Raw genomic sequence first — 21,521 nt, forward strand, 5'->3', positions numbered from 1 at the left:
GTGAACCGTCCATGAAGAAATTTAATGAAGACTTTTTCATTCGCTTTTTTACTGTTCGGTTGAGATAATCAAAGTATCTTTTTAAGTTACCACTGAAATAGGTCAATTTTATGTCAATGAATGTTTCGTTTATCGGTTTAGGTGTTATGGGTTATCCAATGGCGGGTCACTTAGCTAATGCAGGCCATACAGTTACCGTTTATAACCGTACTACAGCTAAAGCAGAGCAATGGGCACAGCAATACTCGGGCAAAGTGGCACTTACTCCTGCGCTTGCTGCAAAAGGGGCTGATATCGTATTTATGTGTGTAGGTAACGATAACGACTTACGTTCAGTGGTTTATGGCGAAGACGGCGTACTTGCTGGTATGGCTGATGGCACAGTGTTAGTTGATCACACTACCACCTCAGCCGAAGTTGCTCGAGAAGTATCTGCAAAAGCTGCGCTTCAAAATATCGCTTTTATTGATGCACCTGTATCTGGTGGTCAAGCTGGTGCTGAAAATGGTGTACTCACTGTAATGGCAGGTGGTGATGAAGCAGTATTTGCTAAAGTACAACCTGTGATGGCTGCATTTAGTCGTTTTAGCCAATTATTAGGTGAAGTGGGCTCAGGCCAATTATGTAAAATGGTTAATCAAATTTGTATTGCGGGTGTAGTACAAGGTTTAGCAGAAGGTTTACATTTTGCTAAGCAAGCAGGCCTTGATGGCGAAAAAGTAATTGAGACCATCTCTAAAGGGGCCGCCGGCTCATGGCAAATGGAAAACCGCTACAAAACCATGTGGGCAGGTGAATACGAGTTTGGTTTTGCCGTTGATTGGATGCGTAAAGATTTAGGTATTGCCCTTGATGAAGCAAAAAACAATGGGGCTACTTTACCAATGACCGCAACGGTTGACCAGTACTACGCTGACGTACAAGCCCTCGGTGGTGGTCGCTATGATACTTCAAGCTTATTGGCACGCATTGAAGCACTACATAAAAAATAAATTGTTATTAAGCGCCTTAATGTATAGTGACTAAGGCGCTTCACTCATTAAAATAAGCCGCTTACCGCTTACCGCTTACATACTCTGCGCGTAGTTATACAGCGCTTTTAGAATCGTTAGATTCTTTTCATTATCGTCATGTTCATGGGCGAGGTTCTCAAGAGTGATCATAAAATCTTGTGCGCTGATCGACGGTTGATCTTCGCCATGCATTAACTTGTTTTGGCAGTATTGACGCCATTGATCGAGCTCATCTTGATTAAGCGATTGTGGCCAGTTACGGGCGCGATACTTAAATAATAAGTTATCAAACTTTTTATCTTCAAAATCAAGCTTCATACCCGCCAATTGCTCAGGACTGGCATCACGGATAATAGCAAACTTAGCTTTATCTGCATGGCTAGTAAAACCGTCATACAGCATGTAATCAGTATTAGTGGTTTTGCCGTAATCAGGGCTGTCGTTAAATACTTCAGTGACTTTATCGCGAAGACTCGGATTGGCTTTTAATATTGCCAAGTTCTTTAAGCATTGCTCACGATCAATCCCTAAACGGGCCGCGTTCTCAGGCAATAAGGTTTTTGCAGGTGCTAAAATAGGGCACTTGTTTAAATGTACCAGCTTTAAACCTACCGGCAGTTCATCATCAGCTAGCTCACTGCGTTTGGTATAAAGGCGAGTGCGCAAGTCTTCAATTGATAAATCTAGTAATACCTGTGGATCTTCGGTTAAGTTAAAACACACCACGGCATTTTTATTAGTCGGATGAAAGCTCATTGGCGCAATCCAACTGGTGCAGCCTTGGGTTGCAGGAATACGTGATGAAGTATGCACCAACGGCGTCATGTTAAATACATCGACCAATTCCGCGAGTGCTTTTTTACCGCGCAAACCAAAAAAGAAGTTATACAGTTTAGGTTGTTTTTCTTTGATTAGTTTAGCGAGGGCAATGGTTGCAGTTACATCGCTTAGCGCATCATGTGCCGCAGCGTGTTCAATGCCGTTAGCAACCGTTAAATGCTCCAATTTAAAGCTTGGGCTACCATCTTCTTTTAACGGCCATTCAATGCCTTCAGGGCGCAGTGCGTAACAAGCACGCACTAAATCGATAATATCCCAACGGCTGTTATTATTTTTGTATTCGCGCTCGTAAGGGTCGTAAAAGTTACGATAAAAGCTATAACGGCTTACTTCATCATCAAAGCGAATACTGTTATAACCGGCCACACAGGTATTTGGTACACTAAATTCTGCATGAATTTTGGCAATAAACTCAGCTTCAACTAAGCCTTTTTGCATCGCCACTTGCGGAGTAATACCTGTGATCAAACACGCTTCAGGGTGAGGCAAGTAATCAGCCACAGGTTTACAATATTCAATCAGTGGCTCACCAATAATGTTTAAATCAAGGTCGGTACGAATACCCGCAAACTGGCTTGGCTTATCCTTTTGTGGGCTCGCCCCCCACGTTTCATAATCGTGCCAATAAATAGTTGCTTGATTTTGCTTTTGATAAGCCATTTAAAAACCCTTTAAGTTAGCTTGGCATGGTTGAAAAACCGCCAAGTTACTAAATTCATGAATTATTTAGATTATGGCATATGGGCGAGGGAGTTTATAGGTTTCGATGATGAAATGATGTTAATCATAATATTCTCAGTGAGCTTAACTGAGGTGGTACGATATTAGTCTTATAGTTTAAGCTAAGTAAGTATTGCTGGTCTTAATATTTGAAAAATACAAAACGGCCAAGTTCCTACCACATGGTGCTCGTCGGGCAATATCAACATTATTCACTGGTAATGGTGCTGCACCGTTCGTAACTTAGAAGATGCAATCAAAATAGAGCTGCAAAAGAAAGAATGATATTGACTTTGTTGACAGTAAATCGGGGGGCTTATCACTATTTAATTATAGAAACCCTAAATTTGGTACGTTGTGGTGGAAATTACCTGCAAAGTCTAAAATGCCGCAAGGACTGCATGTGTCGTTAGATGATGGAGGTTCATTAGGTAAAAATCATTTTACAATTCGACCCCTATACGACATGCCCGTAACCCAGTATTTAGATAAGTTAAATCAATTAGATTCGATGGCTGTTTCTTGTTTTATCGGTGTGCCAAATCAAAATGTAGGATAATTATGTTTTCACGATTAGAACTTAGGCTAATAAAAAGTACCCTTAAAAGTAGAATTGAAAAAGAAACAACAGAGCTTAAGCAGCTCGATGAAGATAGCGATGAATACATGGAAAAAGCTAATGACTTAATGGTGCTTGGCGCATTAGTTTCTAAAATTGGCAATTCGCAACATTAAATCTTAAAAGTATTACAAGCGAAGCTTTCTTTGCAAGGAACTTTGAGATAAGCGCTAGCTAGTACTTATCTCACCTCTACTTTTAATCCCCCACAACACCCTAAACAACCGCATTAACCCAAGCGTTGAAACGTTAAACCCACCATCACAAATGCAAAATACCTGGAAGCACTGTTGTAGCCCCATTGCCTGCCAGCTTTAGAGCATGTGCGGTTGTATCGCGGGCATAAAATGAAGATAAACAATCCCAAATGGTTTTATTACGGTCTTTTAATACCACCTATTCATTAGACTAAAGTCTATGAGTTAGTTTTATTCACCTATTGAGTTTATTTATATCGTTTGTAGGCGTTGAGCCAATACTCTAAAGTTCAGTTGTCGGCAACAAACGCGACTAATTTAATAGGAATATGATCATGAATAAGTTTAAACGATTTGCACTAAAACAATTGCACTTTTACAAAAAAGCAGTGAGTCACAATTTAGAGTATATGAGTTTACAGCATAAAAAGTGATTAACCGTTCGTATCACGCATGATTGCGGTCGCTCAGTTTATTAGACGCGACGCGAGTTGCCAGCAGCGTGGTGGTTTTTCATAATCTGATCTGCGCTGAACACTACTTTTCTCTATAGGCTTACAGTTTATAGAAAAGCCCATATTGATTAATTCAATATGGGCTTTTTGCGTTTATAGCGCAGGGAAGGGCGAGTATGCTGTAAAACCTGCTGTAACTCCTTTGCCGCTATTACTGTATAAAAATTTGCGTGATGGCTATATCTGCTGCAACTACCACAAGTAATGCGGCCATCAATAAATTTATTATTTTAAAGTAGTATGCGTTTGTCATGTGTTTACCTATGGCTCTGCCTGCAAGTGAGTAGCTCGCTGGTGCGCCGAATGCTAATAGTGCGAGAATACATGACCACAACACAATACTGCTGCCAGCAATGCCCGCTGCTGGGAATTGAATGGTGGTGATTGGCAAGGTTGCCGCTAGTGCTTTGGGGTTTAGCAGTTGCATAAATAGGCCGTTACTAAAGGTGAGCGGCTTTGTGCTGGTGGTTTGGTTGTCAAAGTTGACTGGTGTTTTAGCTACCCTCACCGCGATATAGAGAATATATAAACATCCCGCAAAACTTATAACCGGCAATATTTTTGCTGGGATCAGTGCAATTCCTACATAACCTAAAAGTAAAAATAGTAAAAGCATCGCACTTGCTACTCCGGCAAAAAAACCTAAGTGTGCAGTGGTTTTATTATTGATACCACTTTGCAGGCCGAGCAAATTTATTGGCCCAGGGGTATACATTATACCAATGGCGTAAGCGAATATTTCTAACATAGTGAGCCTTTGTAATTTAGCGCGAGATTTGTCGTTGGTATTGCTTGGGCGTCAAACCAAAAATACGTTTGAAGTGGCGGTTTAAATGACTGTTATCGGCGAAGCCTGCATCTAATGCGACTCGCGAGGAACTCAAACCAGATTCTATGTATTTTCGAGCTTGGTTGATCCGACAGTTCAACACATATTGGTGTGGTGTGGTGCCAAATTGTTGGTTAAATAGACGAATGAAATGATACTTCGAGATAGTCGCGGCAGCTGCAATGTCATCAATCGAGATGTCATTAGCTAAGTTTGCCATGATGTAATCTTTGGCCTTAAGTAATAGGGTGTCTTTTTTTGAGCTGATACTGAGCGGATCAATCGCGCAACCGGTGTGCTTTATGAGCGAATGAGCAATATTAAATAGCGCAGCTTCACCATCAATACGCGTGTAATTGCCACTATGTGTCAGTTGTTTAAGGGCTAGAATTTGCTGTGCTAATACAGGGTTGTTTAATAAAGGGCATGCCACTCTAGGCGCTGCGTTTTTAGTGTAGCCCAATGCGTTAAACATTGGTTCAAATTCACTTGGGTGTACATAGAGCATCACGTATTCAAGATGTTCTGTTAAACCTGAGTGACCATCGTGAACGTCTTCTGGGTTAAATACTATCACTCCACCAGTAGGGCTTTTGTGAAACGCCCGCTGACAGAAAAAGTCTTGTCGACCTTGCAAAGTTACACCTAGAGAATATTCTTCATGGGCGTGTTTTGAATAGCTAAAGTCAGTCATCTTCGCATCAAGCAGGGTAAACTGGTTTAATGTTTTATCGTTGCTGTACTGAAATTGATTCATGACTGCCTTGCTTTAGTGAGTAATCTATAGCGCTTAGTATATGCAGGTTAAAATTTAAAAACTTGAACAAAATTGCGCAATTTCATTTTGCTTAAGTTATATCACTTATTTTTTATTGTTTGTTTTTATTAGTGCTTTTCTTGTTTGCATTAGACTAAAGTCTATAGGTTAATTTTCTTCACCTATCGGGTTTATTTTTATCGTTTGTCGAAATTGAGCTAACACTCTAAAGTTCAGTTGTCGCCAACAAACACGACACGACTTAGGCAAATAATCAAATAGGTAAATAGGAATATAATCATGAAACTTACACTAATTAAAACCATCGCACTTGGCTCATTACTAACTTGCTCAGCAGCTGCTATGGCTGGTGGCAGTGATTATAAATTAATGGTTATTGAAACGGCTACTGCACCGCAGCCAGTTGAGCAGTCGTTTAACAGTTGTGCGTTGAATGTTAAATCAAAAAACTACGAGCAAGCTGAAGCAATTTGTACTAAAGCAATTGCACTGTTAAAAGAAAGCCGTGAGTCTAAACTTAAAGTACGTGAGCTTACATCTTACGCATTAAGCAACCGTGGTGTGTCACGCATGATGGCTAAAAACGATGCTGCTGGCTTGTCTGATTTATACGAAGCGTCAAAAATGGCTGACAGCACAATGGTTTCTCATAACCTGACTCGCGCTAAAGAATACCTTTCTCTATAAGTTATTCCTGTATAGCTATAAACAGCATTACAAAGAACCCATATTGATTAGTCAGTATGGGTTTTTGCGTTTTAATTGGTTATGATTTATAGGGCAATCAAAAAAGCCGTTGTTTAACACAACGGCTTTTTAGTGATTAACGTTTAAACGTTAAGTTACATTACTCGCATGCCTGGCTCTGAACCATCATCTGGGTTGAGTATGTAGATTTCTTTACCGCCAGGGCCTGCTGCTAACACCATGCCTTCTGACATGCCAAAGCGCATTTTACGTGGCTTTAAGTTGGCGACCATCACCGTTAATTTGCCTTCGATGTCTTCTGGCGCGTAAGCTGATTTTATACCAGCAAACACTTGGCGTGTTTCGCCGCCTAAATCAAGAGTAAGTTTTAGTAGTTTGTCAGCGCCTTCAACGTGCTCTGCTTTGGCTATTTTAGCTACCCGTAAATCTACTTTGGCAAAATCATCAAATTCGATTTCAGCGGCAATTGGCTCTTTTGCCAGTGGGCTGTTTGGGTCGATTTTGTCTTTTGCTGCTAATAAACTTTCTTTTGATTCTTCAACCATTTTGTTCACTTTATCCATTTCTACACGTTGCATTAACGGCTGAAATTTATTGATAGGGTGGCTAACAAGTGCAGTTTGCGCGCCTTGCCAAGATAGCTCATCATTTAAAAACGCTTCTACATTGGCCGCCATACCCGGTAATACTGGCTTTAAATAAGTCATTAGTACGCGGAATAAGTTAAGTCCAAGTGAACACACTTGATGCGCTTCTTCTTGTTTTGCTTCGTCTTTAATCAATACCCAAGGTGCGGCGGTATCAATAAATTGGTTGGCTTTATCAGCAAGCGCCATGATCTCGCGAATTGCACGGCTGTAGTCACGGTTTTCATAGTGTTGAGCAACAGTGTCGGTAGCTGCTTGGAATTCAGCTAATAATTGTGGCTCCATGATGGTGTCACTTAATTTACCGTCAAACTTTTTAGTAATAAAACCGGCACAACGGCTGGCGATATTAACCACTTTACCAACTAAGTCTGAATTTACGCGCAGTGCAAAGTCTTCAAGGTTTAAATCAAGATCGGTAATACCACTGTTAAGTTTTGCTGCGTAGTAATAACGTAAAAACTCAGGATCCAGATTGTCTAAATAAGTACGCGCTTTAATAAACGTGCCTTTTGATTTAGACATTTTCGCGCCATTGACGGTGACAAAACCGTGGGCGAATACATTGGTTGGTTTTCTGAATTTTGCGCCTTCAAGCATAGCAGGCCAAAATAAGCTGTGGAAATAGATGATGTCTTTACCTATGAAGTGGTAAAGCTCAGCGTCCGAACCTTCTTGCCAAAATGCATCAAAGTCGATGTCTTGTTTGTCGCATAGATTTTTAAAGCTGGCCATGTAACCAATTGGCGCATCTAACCATACATAAAAGTATTTACCTGGTGCGCCTGGGATTTCAAAACCAAAGTAGGGTGCATCACGGCTGATATCCCACTGCTGTAGGCCATCGGCAAACCATTCATCTAGCTTGTTGGCCATTTCTTGTTGAATAGTACCGGAGTGCAGCCATTCTTTAAGCATGCCTTCAAACGCTGGTAAATCGAAAAAGTAATGCTCAGAATCTTTAAGAATTGGCTCAGCACCCGACATTACAGAGCGAGGGTTGATAAGCTCTGTTGGGCTGTATGTTGCACCACATGCGTCGCAGCTGTCGCCATTTTGGTCTTCAGACTTACACGTAGGGCATGTACCCGTTACAAAACGATCAGGTAAGAAAATGCCTTTTTCAGGGTCAAATAACTGTGAAATAGTGTGTTTTTTAATATGACCGGCATCGTTTAGGCGATTATAAATAAGCTCGCTTAGTTCTTTATTTTCTTGGCTGTGGGTGCTGTGGTAATTATCAAATTTGATATTAAAATCAGCAAAGTCGCGTTGACGTTCAATACTGACATTTTTTACCATTTCTTCTGGCGTGATCCCTTGCTTCTGCGCATTTAACATTATTGGTGTGCCGTGGGCATCGTCGGCGCAAACATAATATGCTTCGTGGCCTTGGAGTTTTTGAAAACGTGACCAAATATCAGTTTGAATATATTCCAATAAATGGCCTAAATGTGTTGGGCCATTGGCATAAGGTAATGCGCTGGTAATGAGGATCTTTCGCTGTGCCATAATCATTCCGAATTGACGGTTCCGGTTAGGGAACGGATGAAAATCATAATATTATCAGCAAACCTAAAGGAAACACCTTAGTGGTTAGCCGATTTTCATTAATTGACTGGTGTTAATGCCCTGAATGTTACATAATTCCGAGGCAATTTTCATCAAAGAAACACTATTTTATTGCTATGTTTGGACTGTCGAAACTATTCTCTTCTAAATCGGTGCAAAAACAACCGATTCTTAATGCTTTAGCAGGGTATCGCAGTGCCGCTTTTGCAGTTGGCATTGATGAAAAATTTATCAATGGTATTGAACCACAAAATGATAACTCACTATTGCTTAATTTAACGCTGCCATTTGCTGCGTTATCTGAAATGCCACAAGTGGCTGAGTTTGTCAGTCACAAGCTTAAACAAACCGTGCTGATCAACGCCAAGGTTGAGCTGCCTGATGCATGCAAATTCAAATCTATAAAACATATCATATTGATCGCCTCTGGCAAGGGCGGGGTTGGTAAATCAACCACAGCTGTGAATTTGGCTGGGGCACTGAGCGCAGAAGGCGGCAAAGTTGGGATTTTAGATGCGGATATTTATGGTCCCTCTATTCCAATGTTACTGGGCTTAACCGGCGCGGCGCCTACGGCACACGATGATAAACAATTACTGCCTTTTGATGCCAATGGCATTAAAGCACAATCAATCGGTTTTTTAGTGCCCAGTGATGATGCCACTGTATGGCGCGGGCCAATGGCCTCGGGTGCGGTTAATCAATTACTGAACGAAACAGCATGGGGCGAGCTTGATTACCTGATTGTAGATATGCCGCCAGGCACAGGCGATATTCAATTAACAATGAGCCAAAAAGTGCCTGCCAGTGGCACAGTGATTGTTACCACCCCACAAGATTTAGCATTGGCTGATGCGCAAAAAGGCATTGCCATGTTTAATAAAGTTAATGTGCCGGTGTTAGGCTTGATTGAAAACATGAGCCATTTTTTATGCTCACACTGTGGTGAGCCTAATCATGTATTTGGTAAAGACGGCGCAATAAAATTAGCTCAGCGTCATGGTGTGCCTGTGTTGTCAAAAATTCCACTGGCGATTGATATTCGCGAATACTCAGAGCAAGGCAAATTAATAGCAATGGATAACCAAGCTACTGTGAGTAAAACTTATGCTGATGCTGCTCGCTTAATTGCCAGTACGCTTTACTATCAACAACCCCATCATGACTCAGTTGAGATCGTGATTACGGATGATTAACTAATGAGATTATCAGATACCCATATTAAAGAATATATTGCCCAACAACGTATTATTATTGAGCCAAGCCCAACGGATGAAATGATTTCTGGGGTAACTGTGGATTTACGCTTGGGAAATAAGTTTCGTGTATTTCAAGATCATACCGCAGCGTATGTTGATTTAAGCGGGCCTAAAGATCAGCTTAATAAAGCGATGGAATCGATAATGAGCGATGAAATCGTACTAAAAGAGGGCGATGCATTCTTTTTACACCCAGGTGAACTAGCCCTTGCAATGACTTATGAAAAAGTAACACTACCGGCTGATATTGTGGGTTGGCTTGACGGGCGTTCGTCATTAGCACGTTTAGGTTTAATGGTGCATGTAACTGCGCATAGAATTGATCCTGGCTGGTCTGGTAATATCGTATTAGAGTTCTATAACTCGGGTAAATTGCCGTTGGCGCTCAGACCAATGATGAAAATTGGTGCAATGAGTTTTGAAACTATGTCAGGACCTGCTGAAAACCCCTATAACACGCGCAAAGATGCCAAATATAAAGATCAAACCAGTGCCGTTGCAAGCCGTATCAGCGACGACAGCAATTAATTAAAATGCAGTTTTAAATAAAGGCTTACCTTAGGGTAGGCCTTTTTATTGGGTAAAAATATCCTTTGGGTTAATTACTGGCAATTTCACTTAATACTTCCATACTTTAAGTATCTTTTTGCAATGTACTATAGCTAAATTAAATTAAGGTAAAGAATTCAGCGCTTAACAGTGACTTAATATTAAGCGTTACCTATTTGCTTTTAATATCTAAGATATTCGGATTTGAAGCGCATTAGCTATATATGTTTAAAGCACATGGAGTGATAGTGGTTCAGGTAAGTGCATTCGCGCGAACAGTTTTTATAAATATTTTACTAGTACTTTTTAGTGTTGCGGCATCATCGTGTGCGATAGCTGCAAATGATACCGCTGTGACAGGCTGGATCGTACCTGCAAATTCCTCCTTTACAACGGCAAAACCGTTATTACAAAATGCAATCACTACCAAGATTAAATCTGATTTATCACATGTTCGCATAGAAGCAGAGCAAGACTATTGGTTTATTATTGATTTATCTCAGTACCGAAAGTCATCATTAAGCGTTATTTATACTGATAATGCTTACCTATCACATATTAACTTTTACGCTTTAGACGATGATTTTAGCCTGTTAAGCACAGAGCAGAATGATATTAATCCTGTAATTAATAAAGTGTTGCCTCATCAAATATATAACAATGACAGGGCGCACTGGGCTGTAGTTTCTGCTCGCCATAATGATATTGAGTGGATCAATATTGGCTTGACTACACAGCAACAGTTTACTGAGTTGATTAATACTAAACTGCGAAACTTTACATTGATTATCGGCCTGTTGCTGCTGTGTATTTCAATTGCTGCCACTGTTTATATTTTGTCTCATCAAACTACCTCACTTTATTTGCTTGCGTATTTTGGGTGTATTTTAGGCGAGTTTTTAATAGCGAAAGGGATGTTGAATTACTTTAGTTATGAGCAGTTACCCCTTTGGTTTGCAAAGTTGCAGTTTTCATTTCAAGTATTAGCGCTGGCGGTAATAAGTTTTTGTTTTATCCATTACTTACAATCACAGAATATTTTAAAAGCACGTCAATATAAGTTAGTAGGCTATGTAAGCTTATTTAGTGTTATAGCTATATTAAGTTGCTTTATGAAGCAATCAGCCCATTTTATTGTGATTACTTTGAGCTTGGGCTTTATGCTTGTGCTGCTTAACTATTTATTTTTTTATTGGCGTAGTCATACTAAACAAGCAATCCCGTATGAGTTTTTATTTGTGTGGTGTGCAGTTGTTTTACAAACAATTTTTTGGCAAGCAACCTTGGTGACAGGCTCTTCTCTATACCTAGTTAATGACCTATTAATTGTGCTAAATGCGTTGGCGTTTGTGCTGGCGCTGCTTATGTTTGAACGTAAACGAGTTAAGCAATTCACTTATAGCCTCACCCATGACGATGAAACACAGCTGCCGAATAAAATGTTACTGATAGAATGTCTGGATAGTCAGGTTAACCTAGCAGCTGCGCATTCTATATTGCTATTTAGACCCGCAGTATTGTCGAATGCACGGGCAAATTTTGGTTATGAACACGTCAATGAGCATATAAAAGTGACCATGAACAAATTGGCGCAGCAATTAGCATCGATGAATGTATTGTGTGTTGAAACGAACATACAAGGATTCCGCTCTATTGTCAGACTTGATGATAGTACTTATGCAGTGGTGATCCTTGGCAAGCTAGAGTTAAGCCAAGTAGAGCAGGTGGTGTGTGTGATCAATAGTGTGTTTGCTGATGGTATCACTCACGAACGGCTTCATTTAATTGATAAAGTTGATATTGGTGTGGCGAATTACCCGTTACATGCAAGTACGTCTTCTCAGTTGATCCAGCGTGGCTTACAAGCATTAGGTGTAAAACCATTGCATGGCGAACGTTGGCATATGTTTAATATTGAAAATGTGACTCTTTCACAGCGCCGTATCGCCATTGCATCAGCCTTAAAAGAAGCGATCGAATTTGACCAGCTGAGTTTGTTTTTTCAACCGCAAATTGACTTAAATACAGGTAAAATACATGGTGGTGAAGCACTACTACGTTGGGAACATCCACAATTGGGGCATGTGCCGCCGGATTTATTTATTCCGATTGCTGAATCATCGGGGATCATTTCTGATCTCACCGAATGGGTCATTACTCAGGCATTGATCTATCAAAAACAGATCACCGCAATATTACCTGAGCATATTGTATCTATAAACATTTCTGCGAAAGACTTACTCCGTAAAGACTTGCCTGTGTTATTTATAACATTGCTAGATGAATTTAAGCTCAATGCCAGCAACATAATGCTAGAGCTGACCGAGTCGGCGACGCTTTTTGAAGGTGTAGATATAAAGAATGCACTTAATGATTACCGTTTAATTGGTGTAAAAATAGCCATAGATGATTTTGGCACTGGCTATTCATCTCTGGCGTATTTGAGCAAAATGGGCTTTGATGAAATAAAAATCGATAAGCAATTTGTGATGAACATCGAGTATTCAAAAAATGATCAAACTATTTGTCGCGCCACCTGTGATATAGCAAAATCGTTGGGCTCTTATGTTGTTGCTGAAGGGATTGAAGACAGCCAAAGTATGGATAAACTACAAAGCTACGGTTGTGAAATTGGCCAAGGCTATTATTTCTCAAGGCCTTTAACGTTTGCTGATTATATGCTGTGGCTTGAGAAAAACCTTGAAAACACTTCGTTAGTCACACGCGATGATGAAAGAGCAATTGGCCTAATCGAGAAAAATAATTATTAAGCGCCAGATTGCAGGTGGTCAAGGTGTTATTGTCAGGGTAAATAAGGCCAGAACTCGTGATACCCGATACTAAAAAATGATTAATGATTTGCTCATTTTGGGCAATACAGGCTTCAAAGCTACGTGCGGCTAACTCTTCAGGTATGCTCATATAATATTGCTGATGGTGTTTATCAAATGCGATACATTGCTGTACATAGTGATTGGCGTTTTCACCTGTTGGCCCTAAAAATACACTCTGGTAAAACTTATTTAGCGCTAAGTTGAGCGAATGGGATGGCTCTATAGGATGTTCAAGCCACAGTTTCGATGCAAAATGGTTTTTTGAGTGTGCGGGAAAAACATGCCCGGTAATATGATGATCAAAGGCATGAAACCATTCATGGGCCAGTGCGCCACCGCCGGCATTTTTTGCCAATGCCAGCGTCCGAGTTCGGCTATTATAATGGGCTTGTACGTTTTGCTGGCCGCCATGACCAAAGGCAAAATTGAGCTTTCCTCGAAGACCAATTGCCTTTGGCGGCACTTGCAGAATTTGCGCTAAATCGGCTAGGGCATCATAGATCAAATTAGCACTAATAAAGCGCTCTTCTTTAGTAACCCATTTACCAACCACCATAGTACGAAAGCCAAAGGTGTCACGAATATCGTTAAAATCAACTTGGTCGTCAAAGCGGTAGTCAGGACCTTGGCGGTAAAATCCACGTTTTAAACGGTTATTAGCGGTCATTTTGCTTGGTAACGAGCTTTAACATGCTCAGGCATAAACTGAGTCTGCTTATTGTTAAGCGCTTCTAGCACTTGATATAAACCGCTTGGATCGGCATTTTCAATTAACGCTAAACTATGTGCTACCGCTTCTAAGGTCGACAAGCTATCTGCGCGCGGGGCTTTACGAATGCGGTAGCGATTGTGTGGAATTGATGCAAAACTGACTTTTTTAAAGTTGTTTAGTGCAGGCGTTAATTGCATTAGTTTAAATGCTTTTTTCCAGGTGCCATCAAGCACAATTAAATGGCTTAACTGCTTGGTAAATGTTTTTGTTGAAGCACGCTTATCATCTAATAACATAGCATCTTCATCAGGGTAGAGCAGGGCTGTTGATGCAATAGGTAAGTTTTCCAAAATGCTAAAATCAGCCTGCGTCTGGCCAATAATGAGTTCACACTGGGTAAGGCAAAGCGTTAATAAGCGCGCTGTATTTTTACTTACTTTGATTTCGTTAGGATCCTGTAAAATAATAATTTTAAGTTTATTATCAAGCACTGATAAATCTTCACAAAGGCAAGTTGATAAGCTAAATTTACAATGAGCACATAGCGAACGAGACATAAAATAATCTATTTATTAGTGATTAGTTGAAAAACCTATTAATTATACGCTGAATGAGACGATTAGTTGGTTTTTTTTTCGAGACAAGGATAAAGTACACAATTAACATAAGTTACTAATTTAGTGTGGCATGAGTAAAATAAGGATAAAAAATGAACTCAATTATCATTGATGAAAGCGCATTGGAAAGTATGGAATCATTATTAGGAGAGCAATTTAGTGATACGTTGGTGTTTTGCTGCGCTGAATTTGAACGCTTAGGCGCGGAAGTATTAGCTACTATTCATAATGATATTCAAGTTGCCAGCCGACATGCTCACAGTTTAAAGTCAAACGCTGCGCAATTTGGTGCAACTAGCTTGTCGGAAGTAGCAAGAGAAATCGAACAAAGTTTAAATAATGACAATACCGCACAGGCTATTGCGGCCTCAGCGCAGTTAGATGGCCAAGTTGCGGGCTCAAAAGCAAAGTTAACTGATTGGTTGCAAAGCCGTTAGCTATCAAACTGAAGCTCACTTCTTGAGGTGTTTGGGTATATTACTTAGACGTGAATTTATTTCAGTTTTAAGGCCTTAAATACACTAGTATTTGGTCCCTTTACTAGGGTAATCTAGTGGTTCCACTAGTAGAGGTAAAAATGTCAGAAATTAAAAAGAGTCATAAATTACAAGGCGTTTGTTATGACATTCGTGGGCCGGTGTTAGTGCAGGCTCGCAAAATGGAAGATGAAGGCCAAAAAGTTTTAAAATTGAACATTGGTAATCCGGCAGCGTTTGGCTTTGATATGCCAGAAGATATGCACCGCGATATTATTCGTAACCTTTATTCAGCCCAAGGCTACTGTGACTCGAAAGGCCTCTACTCAGCCCGTGTGGCTATTTATCAGCATTACCAACAACGCGGTTTATACAATCTAGACGTCGACAATATTTATATTGGCAATGGCGTCAGTGAATTAATTCAAATGACGACTCAGGCGTTACTTAATAATGATGACGAAGTGTTGATACCAGCACCTGACTACCCATTATGGACTGCGTCAGTGAAATTAGCAGGCGGTAACCCAGTTCATTATTTATGTGATGAAGAACAAGATTGGTTTCCTGATATTGCTGATATTCGCAGCAAAATCACCACAAAAACTAAAGCGTTGGTGTTGATCAACCCAAATAACCCGACGGGTGCGGTTTATGATGATGCGTTATTACAACAGTTAATAGACGTAGCGCGTGAGCATAAGTTATTGTTATTAAGCGATGAGATCTACGAAAAGATTTTATATGATGGTATTACGCATAGCTCCATTGGCGCGCTGTGTGATGACGTGCCAATAATTACCTTTAACGGTTTAGCAAAAACTTATCGTGCAGCAGGTTTACGCATGGGTTGGATGGTGCTCAGTGGCCGTACGTCGTTGATGGACGATTTGCGCAAAGGCTTAGATATTTTAGCCTCAATGCGGCTATGCGCTAATGTGCCAGCGCAATACGCGATTCAGCAAGCATTGGGTGGGGTACAGTCAATTGATGATCTGATTAACCCTGGTGGTCGTTTGTATGAACAACGTGATATTGCTTGGCGTGGTTTGAATGCCATTGATGGGATCTCATGTATCAAACCAAAAGGGGCTTTATATGCTTTTGCTAAAGTGGATACCGAACGTTTTAACATCAAAAATGATGAGAAAATGATCCTAGATTTACTCAAAGCAGAAAAAATACTACTTGTGCATGGTAGGGCATTTAATTGGCCTAGCCCTGATCACTTTAGGTTGGTATTTTTACCAAATAAAGATGATTTATCGACCGCGATGGGCAAGATGCAGCGCTTCTTTAATAATTATCGACAAAGCTAAGCCAGTTATACTGGACCTGTAAAAAATAAAAAGCGAGCTCATAGTTAAATGAAGGCTCGCTTTTTTGATCTGAGTTTAAATCAGTAGGCTTTATCAACGCGGACGGTATTATCTGATAAATACACTAAACGCACGCTGTCACCGGTATTAAAGGTCATTTGACTGTCTTTGTCTTGAACCACCATAAATTGCTCGCCGTTTTCAACTTTGATCATTAATTCAACCAAATGGTATTGGTTATAATGACTGCCTTGTTGGCGGTTATGTGCAACGCTGCCACCAATTACCGAGCCTAAAATAGTTGCGGCGGTGCGACCACTGCCACCACCAAATTGATTACCAATAACACCACCTAATAAAGCGCCGCCAAAGGTTTTCCAACCACTATTTTTATCTTGCACCAGCTCTTGCTCAGTAATGTTACGCACAGATTGCACATTGCCAAACAATACTTGTTGTACAGGCACAGCTTTATTTCGCTCATAGGCTGCAAAGCTTGGATCACTGAAGAGCAGGGCAGTAGATAACCCAATTATGAGTTTATTCATCATTTACCTCCTAAGCTGTTTTACCAGCCAAAGGTTGATTTTTCTCGGGTTTTTCGAATTTCTGTTTCGTCAGCCCATTCGACTAAGCCACTTTTTAAATCCATTAAGCGCATTGTAAATTTATAATACACGTCGGCTTTATCTTCGTTTGACTTCACGATACTTGATAAGTTGCCATACAGCATATATTGCGCGCCCACTTGCTGACCAAAGGCTACCGCCGTTGAAGGGTCAACTAATGCATCCACATTTTGAAAGTTAAGTTGCTCTCTCACAGCTTCTACACGGCCCATATCAACAAAGCGAAATTTACCGCTGCGTAGTAATTGGGTTGAAATTGAATCAGTGATTGATTCAGTATCAATGTGCTCACTGGTTTTGTTTTTAATACGCTCGACAAATACCACTGGGCGTGTATTCGCGGTCATAGTACCCACGACTGGCGAAGCCAGTAGCGAATCCGTCATTTGGGTTGCAACTTTTTGTAAGTCGGTTGAACCAAAGTTAATATCTGTTGTTTCAACAGCTTGTGCGTCACCATAGCTAACGACCGCTTTATTCGCACAGCCACTGAGCGCTAATGCGCTTAAGCCAAGTAAAGCAAAACCAGAAAGTGCTTTAAGTGTTGGTTTGTTCGATGTGTTTTCAGTATTCATAGTGGTATCCTTTACTTTTTAAATTCTTGCGCTTCAGTTGATACTTCACGAACGGCTAATGAAAATGTCACTGCATCAGATGTTGGTGCAAGGCCAGGTAGCTGCATATTGGCAAAACCAAATAAAGTCAGTGCTTGCCATGGTGAATGATTGCCTTTGATCACAAAACCATCACCGTCATACCAAGTGAATTGATATTGTAAATATTGTGATTTTTTATATTTACTCGAAAGCGTCACAACCACATCTGTTAACTGATTCGTTTGGCGAGTTTTCACGTCGGTAATTGCTAATTTTTTACCCAGCTCTGGGTTATCTACTTTGAGTTGCTGTTGGTATTGTGCTGAAGCTTGTTCAACACCTATACCTGATGTGGTTGGTCTACTTGTACAGGCTGCCAGTAGACATACCGCTAATAATGGCACTAAATATTTCATGGTAGCTCCTAAAGTTGCACTACATGGGAATTAAAATAGTTGTTAATAGAGGTTAGATAAATCAAGGTTAACCCTTGCTTACTAACAGTAAAGTTTATGTCGCTATGCTTACCTAGTTTTAACACATGCTCCCCAGAGCTGAGCTGGGTCCGCGCGACACTTATTTGATTCGGCAGTGTTAACCAGCTGCGAGTGTCAGCTTGCTCCGAGGCTAGGTTGTAAATATTTGCCAGAATATTACCGACATCGCCGCCACTGCGTGCTAATTCTGCTCGTACTTTCTCTTTTGCAACTAAACGTAATATTTGTCGAGAAACTCTAGCGGGTGTTTGCTCCTCGAGAGTTTTTGCCGCTAATGCTTCTAGGCGTACTAAAGGGCTCAATGGTAAAACCTGTGCTGCAATATTAATTTCGTTAATGGCAGGTATAAATGCGTTATCTTTGTATACGGGCATTGCTAAGCTGTAAAAGCGGGCATCACCGCCAGACGTATAAATCGGTAAACGCAATACAAACTCATCTTTTTCTGGCACTAAACCTTGTTCAATTAACACCACTACCTCACCGCTGTTAGCAGCACGTTTAGATGGTTCTCCAAAGCGTTTTTTAAATTCTACAAAGTCTTGATCAAAGCCTTGTCGCTTTGCCAGCTGCAGTACATCTTGCTGCAAATAGGTGTTTTCTGGATTGATCTCCAACGCTTTTTTAAAATCAATGTAAGCATCATCGTATTGCTTATTACTTTGGTAAAGTAAGCCTGACAAATAAAAGGTAAAGGCATTTTGGTAGCCATTTTTTACATTTTTAATCACATCATCCATGCTGGGATAATGCTTTTGCGCTTCTTTTACGCTGGCATCAATGTCATCTTGGTTAGCCGTTAGCGCATCGGTTTGTACTTTATTCGCGCGGCGAACTTCAACCAGGGCACCTTCTATGTCGTTGTTAAAAACATAACCAAGTGCTTTGTAACTATGCAGCATGCTCATTTCGTAAGCCGCTGGCGTATACGCTATTACCGAATCATTGGTTAGCAGAGCGTTACTTTGTTCAAGGCCAGCACTGAGTTGTACTTTGGCAGCTTGGCGCTTTATTTCCATTTGCTGATAGACCGCTTCGTATTGTGGTTGCGCAGTATCATTTTGATTACTTAGGTTATTTAATCGGGCGTGTTCTAATTGATTAAGTAAGTAGTTACTGTGCGATTGCCCATTAGTTGGTAATAGTTGCTGGGCTTGAGCCAAATTATTGCTATTAATTGCTTGGCGTACAGGCGTCATTTGAGTGGCATAATCTGTAAAAAGATCACCAAATCCAATGGTACTGCAGCCACCTAAAATAGCACAAAAGCCAAAAATAACACTACGTTGCACATGGCACTCCTTTTATCACCGTTAATACAGATTAGCATAATCTAATCTGAGAGCGATGATAAACAATGTAAAAAATCGTAAGCACTCATTTTATATTTACGTACCCAAGTTGAAATAGATCAGTGCTGGATACGGTCTTGCTATTTGTAATATCTATAATTACATAATCAGAGGAATACAATTATGAAAAAATTTACTGGCGCAGCAATGGCGGTTATGGTTGCAGGATTAGTTGGTTGCAACAGCACTGAAGCTGAAACACGCACAGTTACCACAGCCAATACCGGGGCTGCAACAACGGATTTAGTGCATTGTTATGATGTAAATGTATGTGGTGGTCATAATGACTGTAAAACGGCTGAAAATGCCTGCGCAGGTCATGCCTCATGTAAAGGCACGGGTTTTGTTGCTATGCCTGCTAAAGCATGTGCAGATATTGGTGGGGCAGTTAAAGACAAGTGGGTTGGCTCTATTGCTAAGGCTGACTTAGTACATTGTAATGATGTAAATATTTGTGGTGGCCATAACGATTGTAAAACCGCGGAAAATGCCTGTGCAGGTCATGCATCTTGCAAAGGCACTGGCTTTGTATCTATGCCAGCAAAATCATGTGCTGATGTTGGTGGCTCTGTAGATTCTTAACGACGTAACCTAGGTGGCTTTGCCACCTAGGTTTAAAGAGGATGGTTATGCAAACGCAATTCTTAGGATTTGGTTTAGGGCTTAGAGCCCCGCATTTTGAACAAATTATCGCGGATAAACCAGCAGTTGATTGGTTTGAGATCATCTCAGAAAACTACTTTGTTGCCGGTGGCAAACCATGGCATTACTTAAATAAAATACGCGCTGATTACCCCGTTGTTATGCATGGTGTATCTATGTCAATCGGCAGTACTGGGCCACTTAATTTAGATTACTTACAAGCACTTAAAAACACTATTGCGCGGGTTGAGCCGCAATGGGTATCTGATCACTTATGCTTTAGTCAAGTAGGTAATATTAATAGCCATGACTTACTGCCGATGCCATACACCGATGAAGCGCTTGAACATTTAGCATCGCGTATTCACCAAGTGCAAGAATTTCTTGGTCGTGAGATGATTTTTGAAAACGTCTCAAGTTACCTAACCTATAAAGATTCACAAATGAGTGAATGGGATTTTTTAGCGGCACTGCACAATAAAACCGGTTGTCGATTTCTGATGGACATAAATAATGTTTATGTGAGTGCCCGCAACCATCAGTTTGATGCGATGACCTATTTAAATGCAATACCTACAAAAGCAATTGCACAAATACACCTTGCAGGGCATCAAGACTTCGGTAGTCATATTATTGATACTCATGATGAAGATGTGCCACCGGCAGTGTGGGAATTGTACGCAAATTATGCCAAACAGCTTGGCCCAGTTAGTACGATGATTGAACGCGATGATAATATTGGTTCATTGCAAGATTTAATGACTGAGCTTGAACGTGCCCGCCAGTTAGTTGCGCCTATATGGCAGCTTGAGGAAAATAATGAGTGATCTCGCATCATTACAACAGCAATTTATGGCTTTACTGCAAGGGCAAAATAATGATTTGGCGAACCATATTGCCTCTCATGGGCAATTAGCAACAAGCCAACGTTTAGCTATTTATCAAAATGCTTATAAGCTGCGATTACGTGCTGCAATTGAACAAGATCATGCTCAATTAGGTATTTATTTAGGTGATGAATTGTTTGATAAAATGGTCGCAGAGTATCTCGTACAATATCCATCAAATTATACGTCATTACGCTTTTTTGCTGATGATTTACCGCATTACTTACGCAATAACGCACCGTTTAGCGAGCATCCTATTTTAGCCGATATAGCCCAATTTGAAAGGCTGTTACTCACCGCATTTGATGCGCAAGAGCATCCGTTACTCACTGTTGATGAACTCGAAAGCCTAACGGTTGAGCAATGGTCAGTGCTGCAATTGCCTTTACATCCAAGTGTGCAACTGGTGCAATTTAACAGTCGTGCGGTAGAATCGTGGCAAGCACTCAAAGATAAGCAATTGCCACCACAACCTTATTGCGACAATACGCGCTACTGGGTGGTGGCACGAGATTGTGAACGCCGGACCCAGTTTATTAATGTTGATTTACTCGAATATCGATTACTGACATTACTCAGACAACAGGTAAATTTTGTGCAATTATGTCAATCCTGTATAACTGATATACCCAGTGAGGAAATTACTGGTTTTCTTATCAGTTTGATAAATCAATGGCTCGAACGGGGTTGGCTGGTGTCAGCGACAAAATAACT

General features: G+C 40.6%; 22 protein-coding genes. 12 read left to right on the forward strand and 10 right to left on the reverse strand.

What is annotated here, in order from left to right:
• Positions 1 to 110 precede the first annotated feature (110 nt).
• Positions 111 to 992 carry an NAD(P)-dependent oxidoreductase gene (locus A7968_RS07750; protein ID WP_064666016.1) on the forward strand — a complete coding sequence of 294 codons (882 nt, stop codon included), beginning with the start codon at positions 111 to 113 and terminating at the stop codon, positions 990 to 992.
• A gap of 75 nt (positions 993 to 1,067) precedes the next feature.
• Here the strand turns inward: A7968_RS07750 and sbcB are convergent, their stop codons facing one another.
• Complete coding sequence (sbcB, locus tag A7968_RS07755; RefSeq protein ID WP_064666017.1) at positions 1,068 to 2,513, reverse strand: exodeoxyribonuclease I; 1,446 nt, start codon at positions 2,511 to 2,513, stop codon at positions 1,068 to 1,070.
• Positions 2,514 to 2,976: 463 nt separating this feature from the next.
• On the opposite strand from sbcB, the gene A7968_RS23530 reads away from it, so the two are divergent.
• Together A7968_RS23530 and A7968_RS23310 are read left to right on the forward strand one after the other, a co-directional pair.
• Entirely contained in the window at positions 2,977 to 3,132 is a 156-nt protein-coding gene (locus tag A7968_RS23530; protein ID WP_157586685.1) for a hypothetical protein, read from the forward strand.
• Positions 3,133 to 3,134: 2 nt separating this feature from the next.
• The gene (locus A7968_RS23310; protein WP_167542964.1) at positions 3,135 to 3,308 is read left to right on the forward strand and encodes a hypothetical protein; all 174 of its coding nucleotides are present in this window, start codon (positions 3,135 to 3,137) and stop codon (positions 3,306 to 3,308) included.
• Positions 3,309 to 4,055: 747 nt separating this feature from the next.
• Here the strand turns inward: A7968_RS23310 and A7968_RS07760 are convergent.
• The gene (locus A7968_RS07760) at positions 4,056 to 4,652 is read right to left on the reverse strand and encodes a LysE family translocator (RefSeq protein WP_064666018.1); all 597 of its coding nucleotides are present in this window, start codon (positions 4,650 to 4,652) and stop codon (positions 4,056 to 4,058) included.
• A gap of 16 nt (positions 4,653 to 4,668) precedes the next feature.
• Positions 4,669 to 5,490 (reverse strand): AraC family transcriptional regulator, encoded by an 822-nt coding sequence (locus A7968_RS07765; RefSeq protein ID WP_064666019.1) that lies wholly within the window; start codon positions 5,488 to 5,490, stop codon positions 4,669 to 4,671.
• 300 nt (positions 5,491 to 5,790) lie between these two features.
• Here A7968_RS07765 and A7968_RS07770 point away from each other — a divergent pair, with 300 nt between their 5' ends.
• Complete coding sequence (locus A7968_RS07770; RefSeq protein WP_064666020.1) at positions 5,791 to 6,198, forward strand: hypothetical protein; 408 nt, start codon at positions 5,791 to 5,793, stop codon at positions 6,196 to 6,198.
• 155 nt (positions 6,199 to 6,353) lie between these two features.
• Here the strand turns inward: A7968_RS07770 and metG are convergent, their stop codons facing one another.
• Positions 6,354 to 8,378 (reverse strand): methionine--tRNA ligase, encoded by a 2,025-nt coding sequence (gene metG, locus A7968_RS07775; protein ID WP_064666021.1) that lies wholly within the window; start codon positions 8,376 to 8,378, stop codon positions 6,354 to 6,356.
• A 176-nt stretch (positions 8,379 to 8,554) separates the two neighbouring features.
• On the opposite strand from metG, the gene apbC reads away from it, so the two are divergent.
• The 3 genes from apbC (at position 8,555) to A7968_RS07790 (ending at position 13,017) form a co-directional block, all read left to right on the forward strand.
• Positions 8,555 to 9,634 (forward strand): iron-sulfur cluster carrier protein ApbC, encoded by a 1,080-nt coding sequence (gene apbC, locus A7968_RS07780; RefSeq protein WP_064666022.1) that lies wholly within the window; start codon positions 8,555 to 8,557, stop codon positions 9,632 to 9,634.
• A gap of 3 nt (positions 9,635 to 9,637) precedes the next feature.
• The gene (dcd, locus tag A7968_RS07785) at positions 9,638 to 10,225 is read left to right on the forward strand and encodes a dCTP deaminase (protein WP_064666023.1); all 588 of its coding nucleotides are present in this window, start codon (positions 9,638 to 9,640) and stop codon (positions 10,223 to 10,225) included.
• Positions 10,226 to 10,494: 269 nt separating this feature from the next.
• Positions 10,495 to 13,017 carry a putative bifunctional diguanylate cyclase/phosphodiesterase gene (locus tag A7968_RS07790; RefSeq protein ID WP_167542965.1) on the forward strand — a complete coding sequence of 841 codons (2,523 nt, stop codon included), beginning with the start codon at positions 10,495 to 10,497 and terminating at the stop codon, positions 13,015 to 13,017.
• Here the strand turns inward: A7968_RS07790 and A7968_RS07795 are convergent.
• Entirely contained in the window at positions 12,965 to 13,747 is a 783-nt protein-coding gene (locus A7968_RS07795) for a CLCA_X family protein (protein WP_064666025.1), read from the reverse strand. The genes A7968_RS07790 and A7968_RS07795 overlap by 53 nt on opposite strands.
• Positions 13,744 to 14,349 carry a tRNA-uridine aminocarboxypropyltransferase gene (locus A7968_RS07800; RefSeq protein WP_064666026.1) on the reverse strand — a complete coding sequence of 202 codons (606 nt, stop codon included), beginning with the start codon at positions 14,347 to 14,349 and terminating at the stop codon, positions 13,744 to 13,746. The genes A7968_RS07795 and A7968_RS07800 overlap by 4 nt, the downstream gene beginning before the upstream one ends.
• 152 nt (positions 14,350 to 14,501) lie before the next feature.
• Here A7968_RS07800 and A7968_RS07805 point away from each other — a divergent pair, with 152 nt between their 5' ends.
• Positions 14,502 to 14,846, forward strand: a complete 345-nt coding sequence (locus A7968_RS07805) for an Hpt domain-containing protein (protein WP_064666027.1) — start codon at positions 14,502 to 14,504, stop codon at positions 14,844 to 14,846.
• A gap of 140 nt (positions 14,847 to 14,986) precedes the next feature.
• Positions 14,987 to 16,204, forward strand: coding sequence for a pyridoxal phosphate-dependent aminotransferase (locus A7968_RS07810; RefSeq protein WP_064666028.1), 1,218 nt, complete (start codon positions 14,987 to 14,989; stop codon positions 16,202 to 16,204).
• 80 nt (positions 16,205 to 16,284) lie between these two features.
• Here the strand turns inward: A7968_RS07810 and A7968_RS07815 are convergent, their stop codons facing one another.
• The 4 genes from A7968_RS07815 to A7968_RS07830 are packed head-to-tail and all read right to left on the reverse strand — an operon-like array spanning position 16,285 to position 19,218.
• On the reverse strand, positions 16,285 to 16,752 hold the full coding sequence (locus A7968_RS07815; protein ID WP_064666029.1) for an outer membrane lipoprotein: 468 nt from the start codon (positions 16,750 to 16,752) through the stop codon (positions 16,285 to 16,287).
• 20 nt (positions 16,753 to 16,772) lie between these two features.
• Positions 16,773 to 17,408 (reverse strand): penicillin-binding protein activator LpoB, encoded by a 636-nt coding sequence (gene lpoB / locus A7968_RS07820; protein WP_064666030.1) that lies wholly within the window; start codon positions 17,406 to 17,408, stop codon positions 16,773 to 16,775.
• 11 nt (positions 17,409 to 17,419) lie between these two features.
• The gene (locus A7968_RS07825) at positions 17,420 to 17,845 is read right to left on the reverse strand and encodes a YcfL family putative periplasmic lipoprotein (RefSeq protein WP_064666031.1); all 426 of its coding nucleotides are present in this window, start codon (positions 17,843 to 17,845) and stop codon (positions 17,420 to 17,422) included.
• Between the two features lie 8 nt (positions 17,846 to 17,853).
• Complete coding sequence (locus A7968_RS07830; RefSeq protein WP_064666032.1) at positions 17,854 to 19,218, reverse strand: COG3014 family protein; 1,365 nt, start codon at positions 19,216 to 19,218, stop codon at positions 17,854 to 17,856.
• Between the two features lie 183 nt (positions 19,219 to 19,401).
• Between A7968_RS07830 and bufA2 the strand changes: the two genes are divergently transcribed.
• From bufA2 to A7968_RS07845, 3 genes are read left to right on the forward strand one after another with little or no spacing between them, the layout of a single operon-like run.
• A complete protein-coding gene (bufA2, locus tag A7968_RS07835; RefSeq protein ID WP_064666033.1) occupies positions 19,402 to 19,860 on the forward strand; it encodes a BufA2 family periplasmic bufferin-type metallophore in 459 nt (152 codons plus the stop codon).
• A 47-nt stretch (positions 19,861 to 19,907) separates the two neighbouring features.
• Positions 19,908 to 20,747 carry an MNIO family bufferin maturase gene (gene bufB, locus A7968_RS07840; protein WP_064666325.1) on the forward strand — a complete coding sequence of 280 codons (840 nt, stop codon included), beginning with the start codon at positions 19,908 to 19,910 and terminating at the stop codon, positions 20,745 to 20,747.
• Positions 20,740 to 21,519 carry an HvfC/BufC N-terminal domain-containing protein gene (locus A7968_RS07845; RefSeq protein WP_064666034.1) on the forward strand — a complete coding sequence of 260 codons (780 nt, stop codon included), beginning with the start codon at positions 20,740 to 20,742 and terminating at the stop codon, positions 21,517 to 21,519. The genes bufB and A7968_RS07845 overlap by 8 nt, the downstream gene beginning before the upstream one ends.
• Positions 21,520 to 21,521: the final 2 nt, after the last annotated feature.

Source organism: Pseudoalteromonas prydzensis, assembly GCF_001661495.1.
Taxonomy (GTDB): domain Bacteria; phylum Pseudomonadota; class Gammaproteobacteria; order Enterobacterales; family Alteromonadaceae; genus Pseudoalteromonas; species Pseudoalteromonas prydzensis.

Bases quoted from the DNA above. Each gene is read 5' to 3' on its own strand.
- A7968_RS07750 (WP_064666016.1), top strand. From the start codon at position 111: ATGTCAATGAATGTTTCGTTTATCGGTTTAGGTGTTATGGGTTATCCA.
- sbcB (WP_064666017.1), bottom strand. From the start codon at position 2,513: ATGGCTTATCAAAAGCAAAATCAAGCAACTATTTATTGGCACGATTAT.
- A7968_RS23310 (WP_167542964.1), top strand. From the start codon at position 3,135: ATGTTTTCACGATTAGAACTTAGGCTAATAAAAAGTACCCTTAAAAGT.
- A7968_RS07760 (WP_064666018.1), bottom strand. From the start codon at position 4,652: ATGTTAGAAATATTCGCTTACGCCATTGGTATAATGTATACCCCTGGG.
- A7968_RS07765 (WP_064666019.1), bottom strand. From the start codon at position 5,490: ATGAATCAATTTCAGTACAGCAACGATAAAACATTAAACCAGTTTACC.
- A7968_RS07770 (WP_064666020.1), top strand. From the start codon at position 5,791: ATGAAACTTACACTAATTAAAACCATCGCACTTGGCTCATTACTAACT.
- metG (WP_064666021.1), bottom strand. From the start codon at position 8,378: ATGGCACAGCGAAAGATCCTCATTACCAGCGCATTACCTTATGCCAAT.
- apbC (WP_064666022.1), top strand. From the start codon at position 8,555: ATGTTTGGACTGTCGAAACTATTCTCTTCTAAATCGGTGCAAAAACAA.
- dcd (WP_064666023.1), top strand. From the start codon at position 9,638: ATGAGATTATCAGATACCCATATTAAAGAATATATTGCCCAACAACGT.
- A7968_RS07795 (WP_064666025.1), bottom strand. From the start codon at position 13,747: ATGACCGCTAATAACCGTTTAAAACGTGGATTTTACCGCCAAGGTCCT.
- A7968_RS07800 (WP_064666026.1), bottom strand. From the start codon at position 14,349: ATGTCTCGTTCGCTATGTGCTCATTGTAAATTTAGCTTATCAACTTGC.
- A7968_RS07805 (WP_064666027.1), top strand. From the start codon at position 14,502: ATGAACTCAATTATCATTGATGAAAGCGCATTGGAAAGTATGGAATCA.
- A7968_RS07810 (WP_064666028.1), top strand. From the start codon at position 14,987: ATGTCAGAAATTAAAAAGAGTCATAAATTACAAGGCGTTTGTTATGAC.
- A7968_RS07815 (WP_064666029.1), bottom strand. From the start codon at position 16,752: ATGAATAAACTCATAATTGGGTTATCTACTGCCCTGCTCTTCAGTGAT.
- lpoB (WP_064666030.1), bottom strand. From the start codon at position 17,408: ATGAATACTGAAAACACATCGAACAAACCAACACTTAAAGCACTTTCT.
- A7968_RS07825 (WP_064666031.1), bottom strand. From the start codon at position 17,845: ATGAAATATTTAGTGCCATTATTAGCGGTATGTCTACTGGCAGCCTGT.
- bufA2 (WP_064666033.1), top strand. From the start codon at position 19,402: ATGAAAAAATTTACTGGCGCAGCAATGGCGGTTATGGTTGCAGGATTA.
- bufB (WP_064666325.1), top strand. From the start codon at position 19,908: ATGCAAACGCAATTCTTAGGATTTGGTTTAGGGCTTAGAGCCCCGCAT.
- A7968_RS07845 (WP_064666034.1), top strand. From the start codon at position 20,740: ATGAGTGATCTCGCATCATTACAACAGCAATTTATGGCTTTACTGCAA.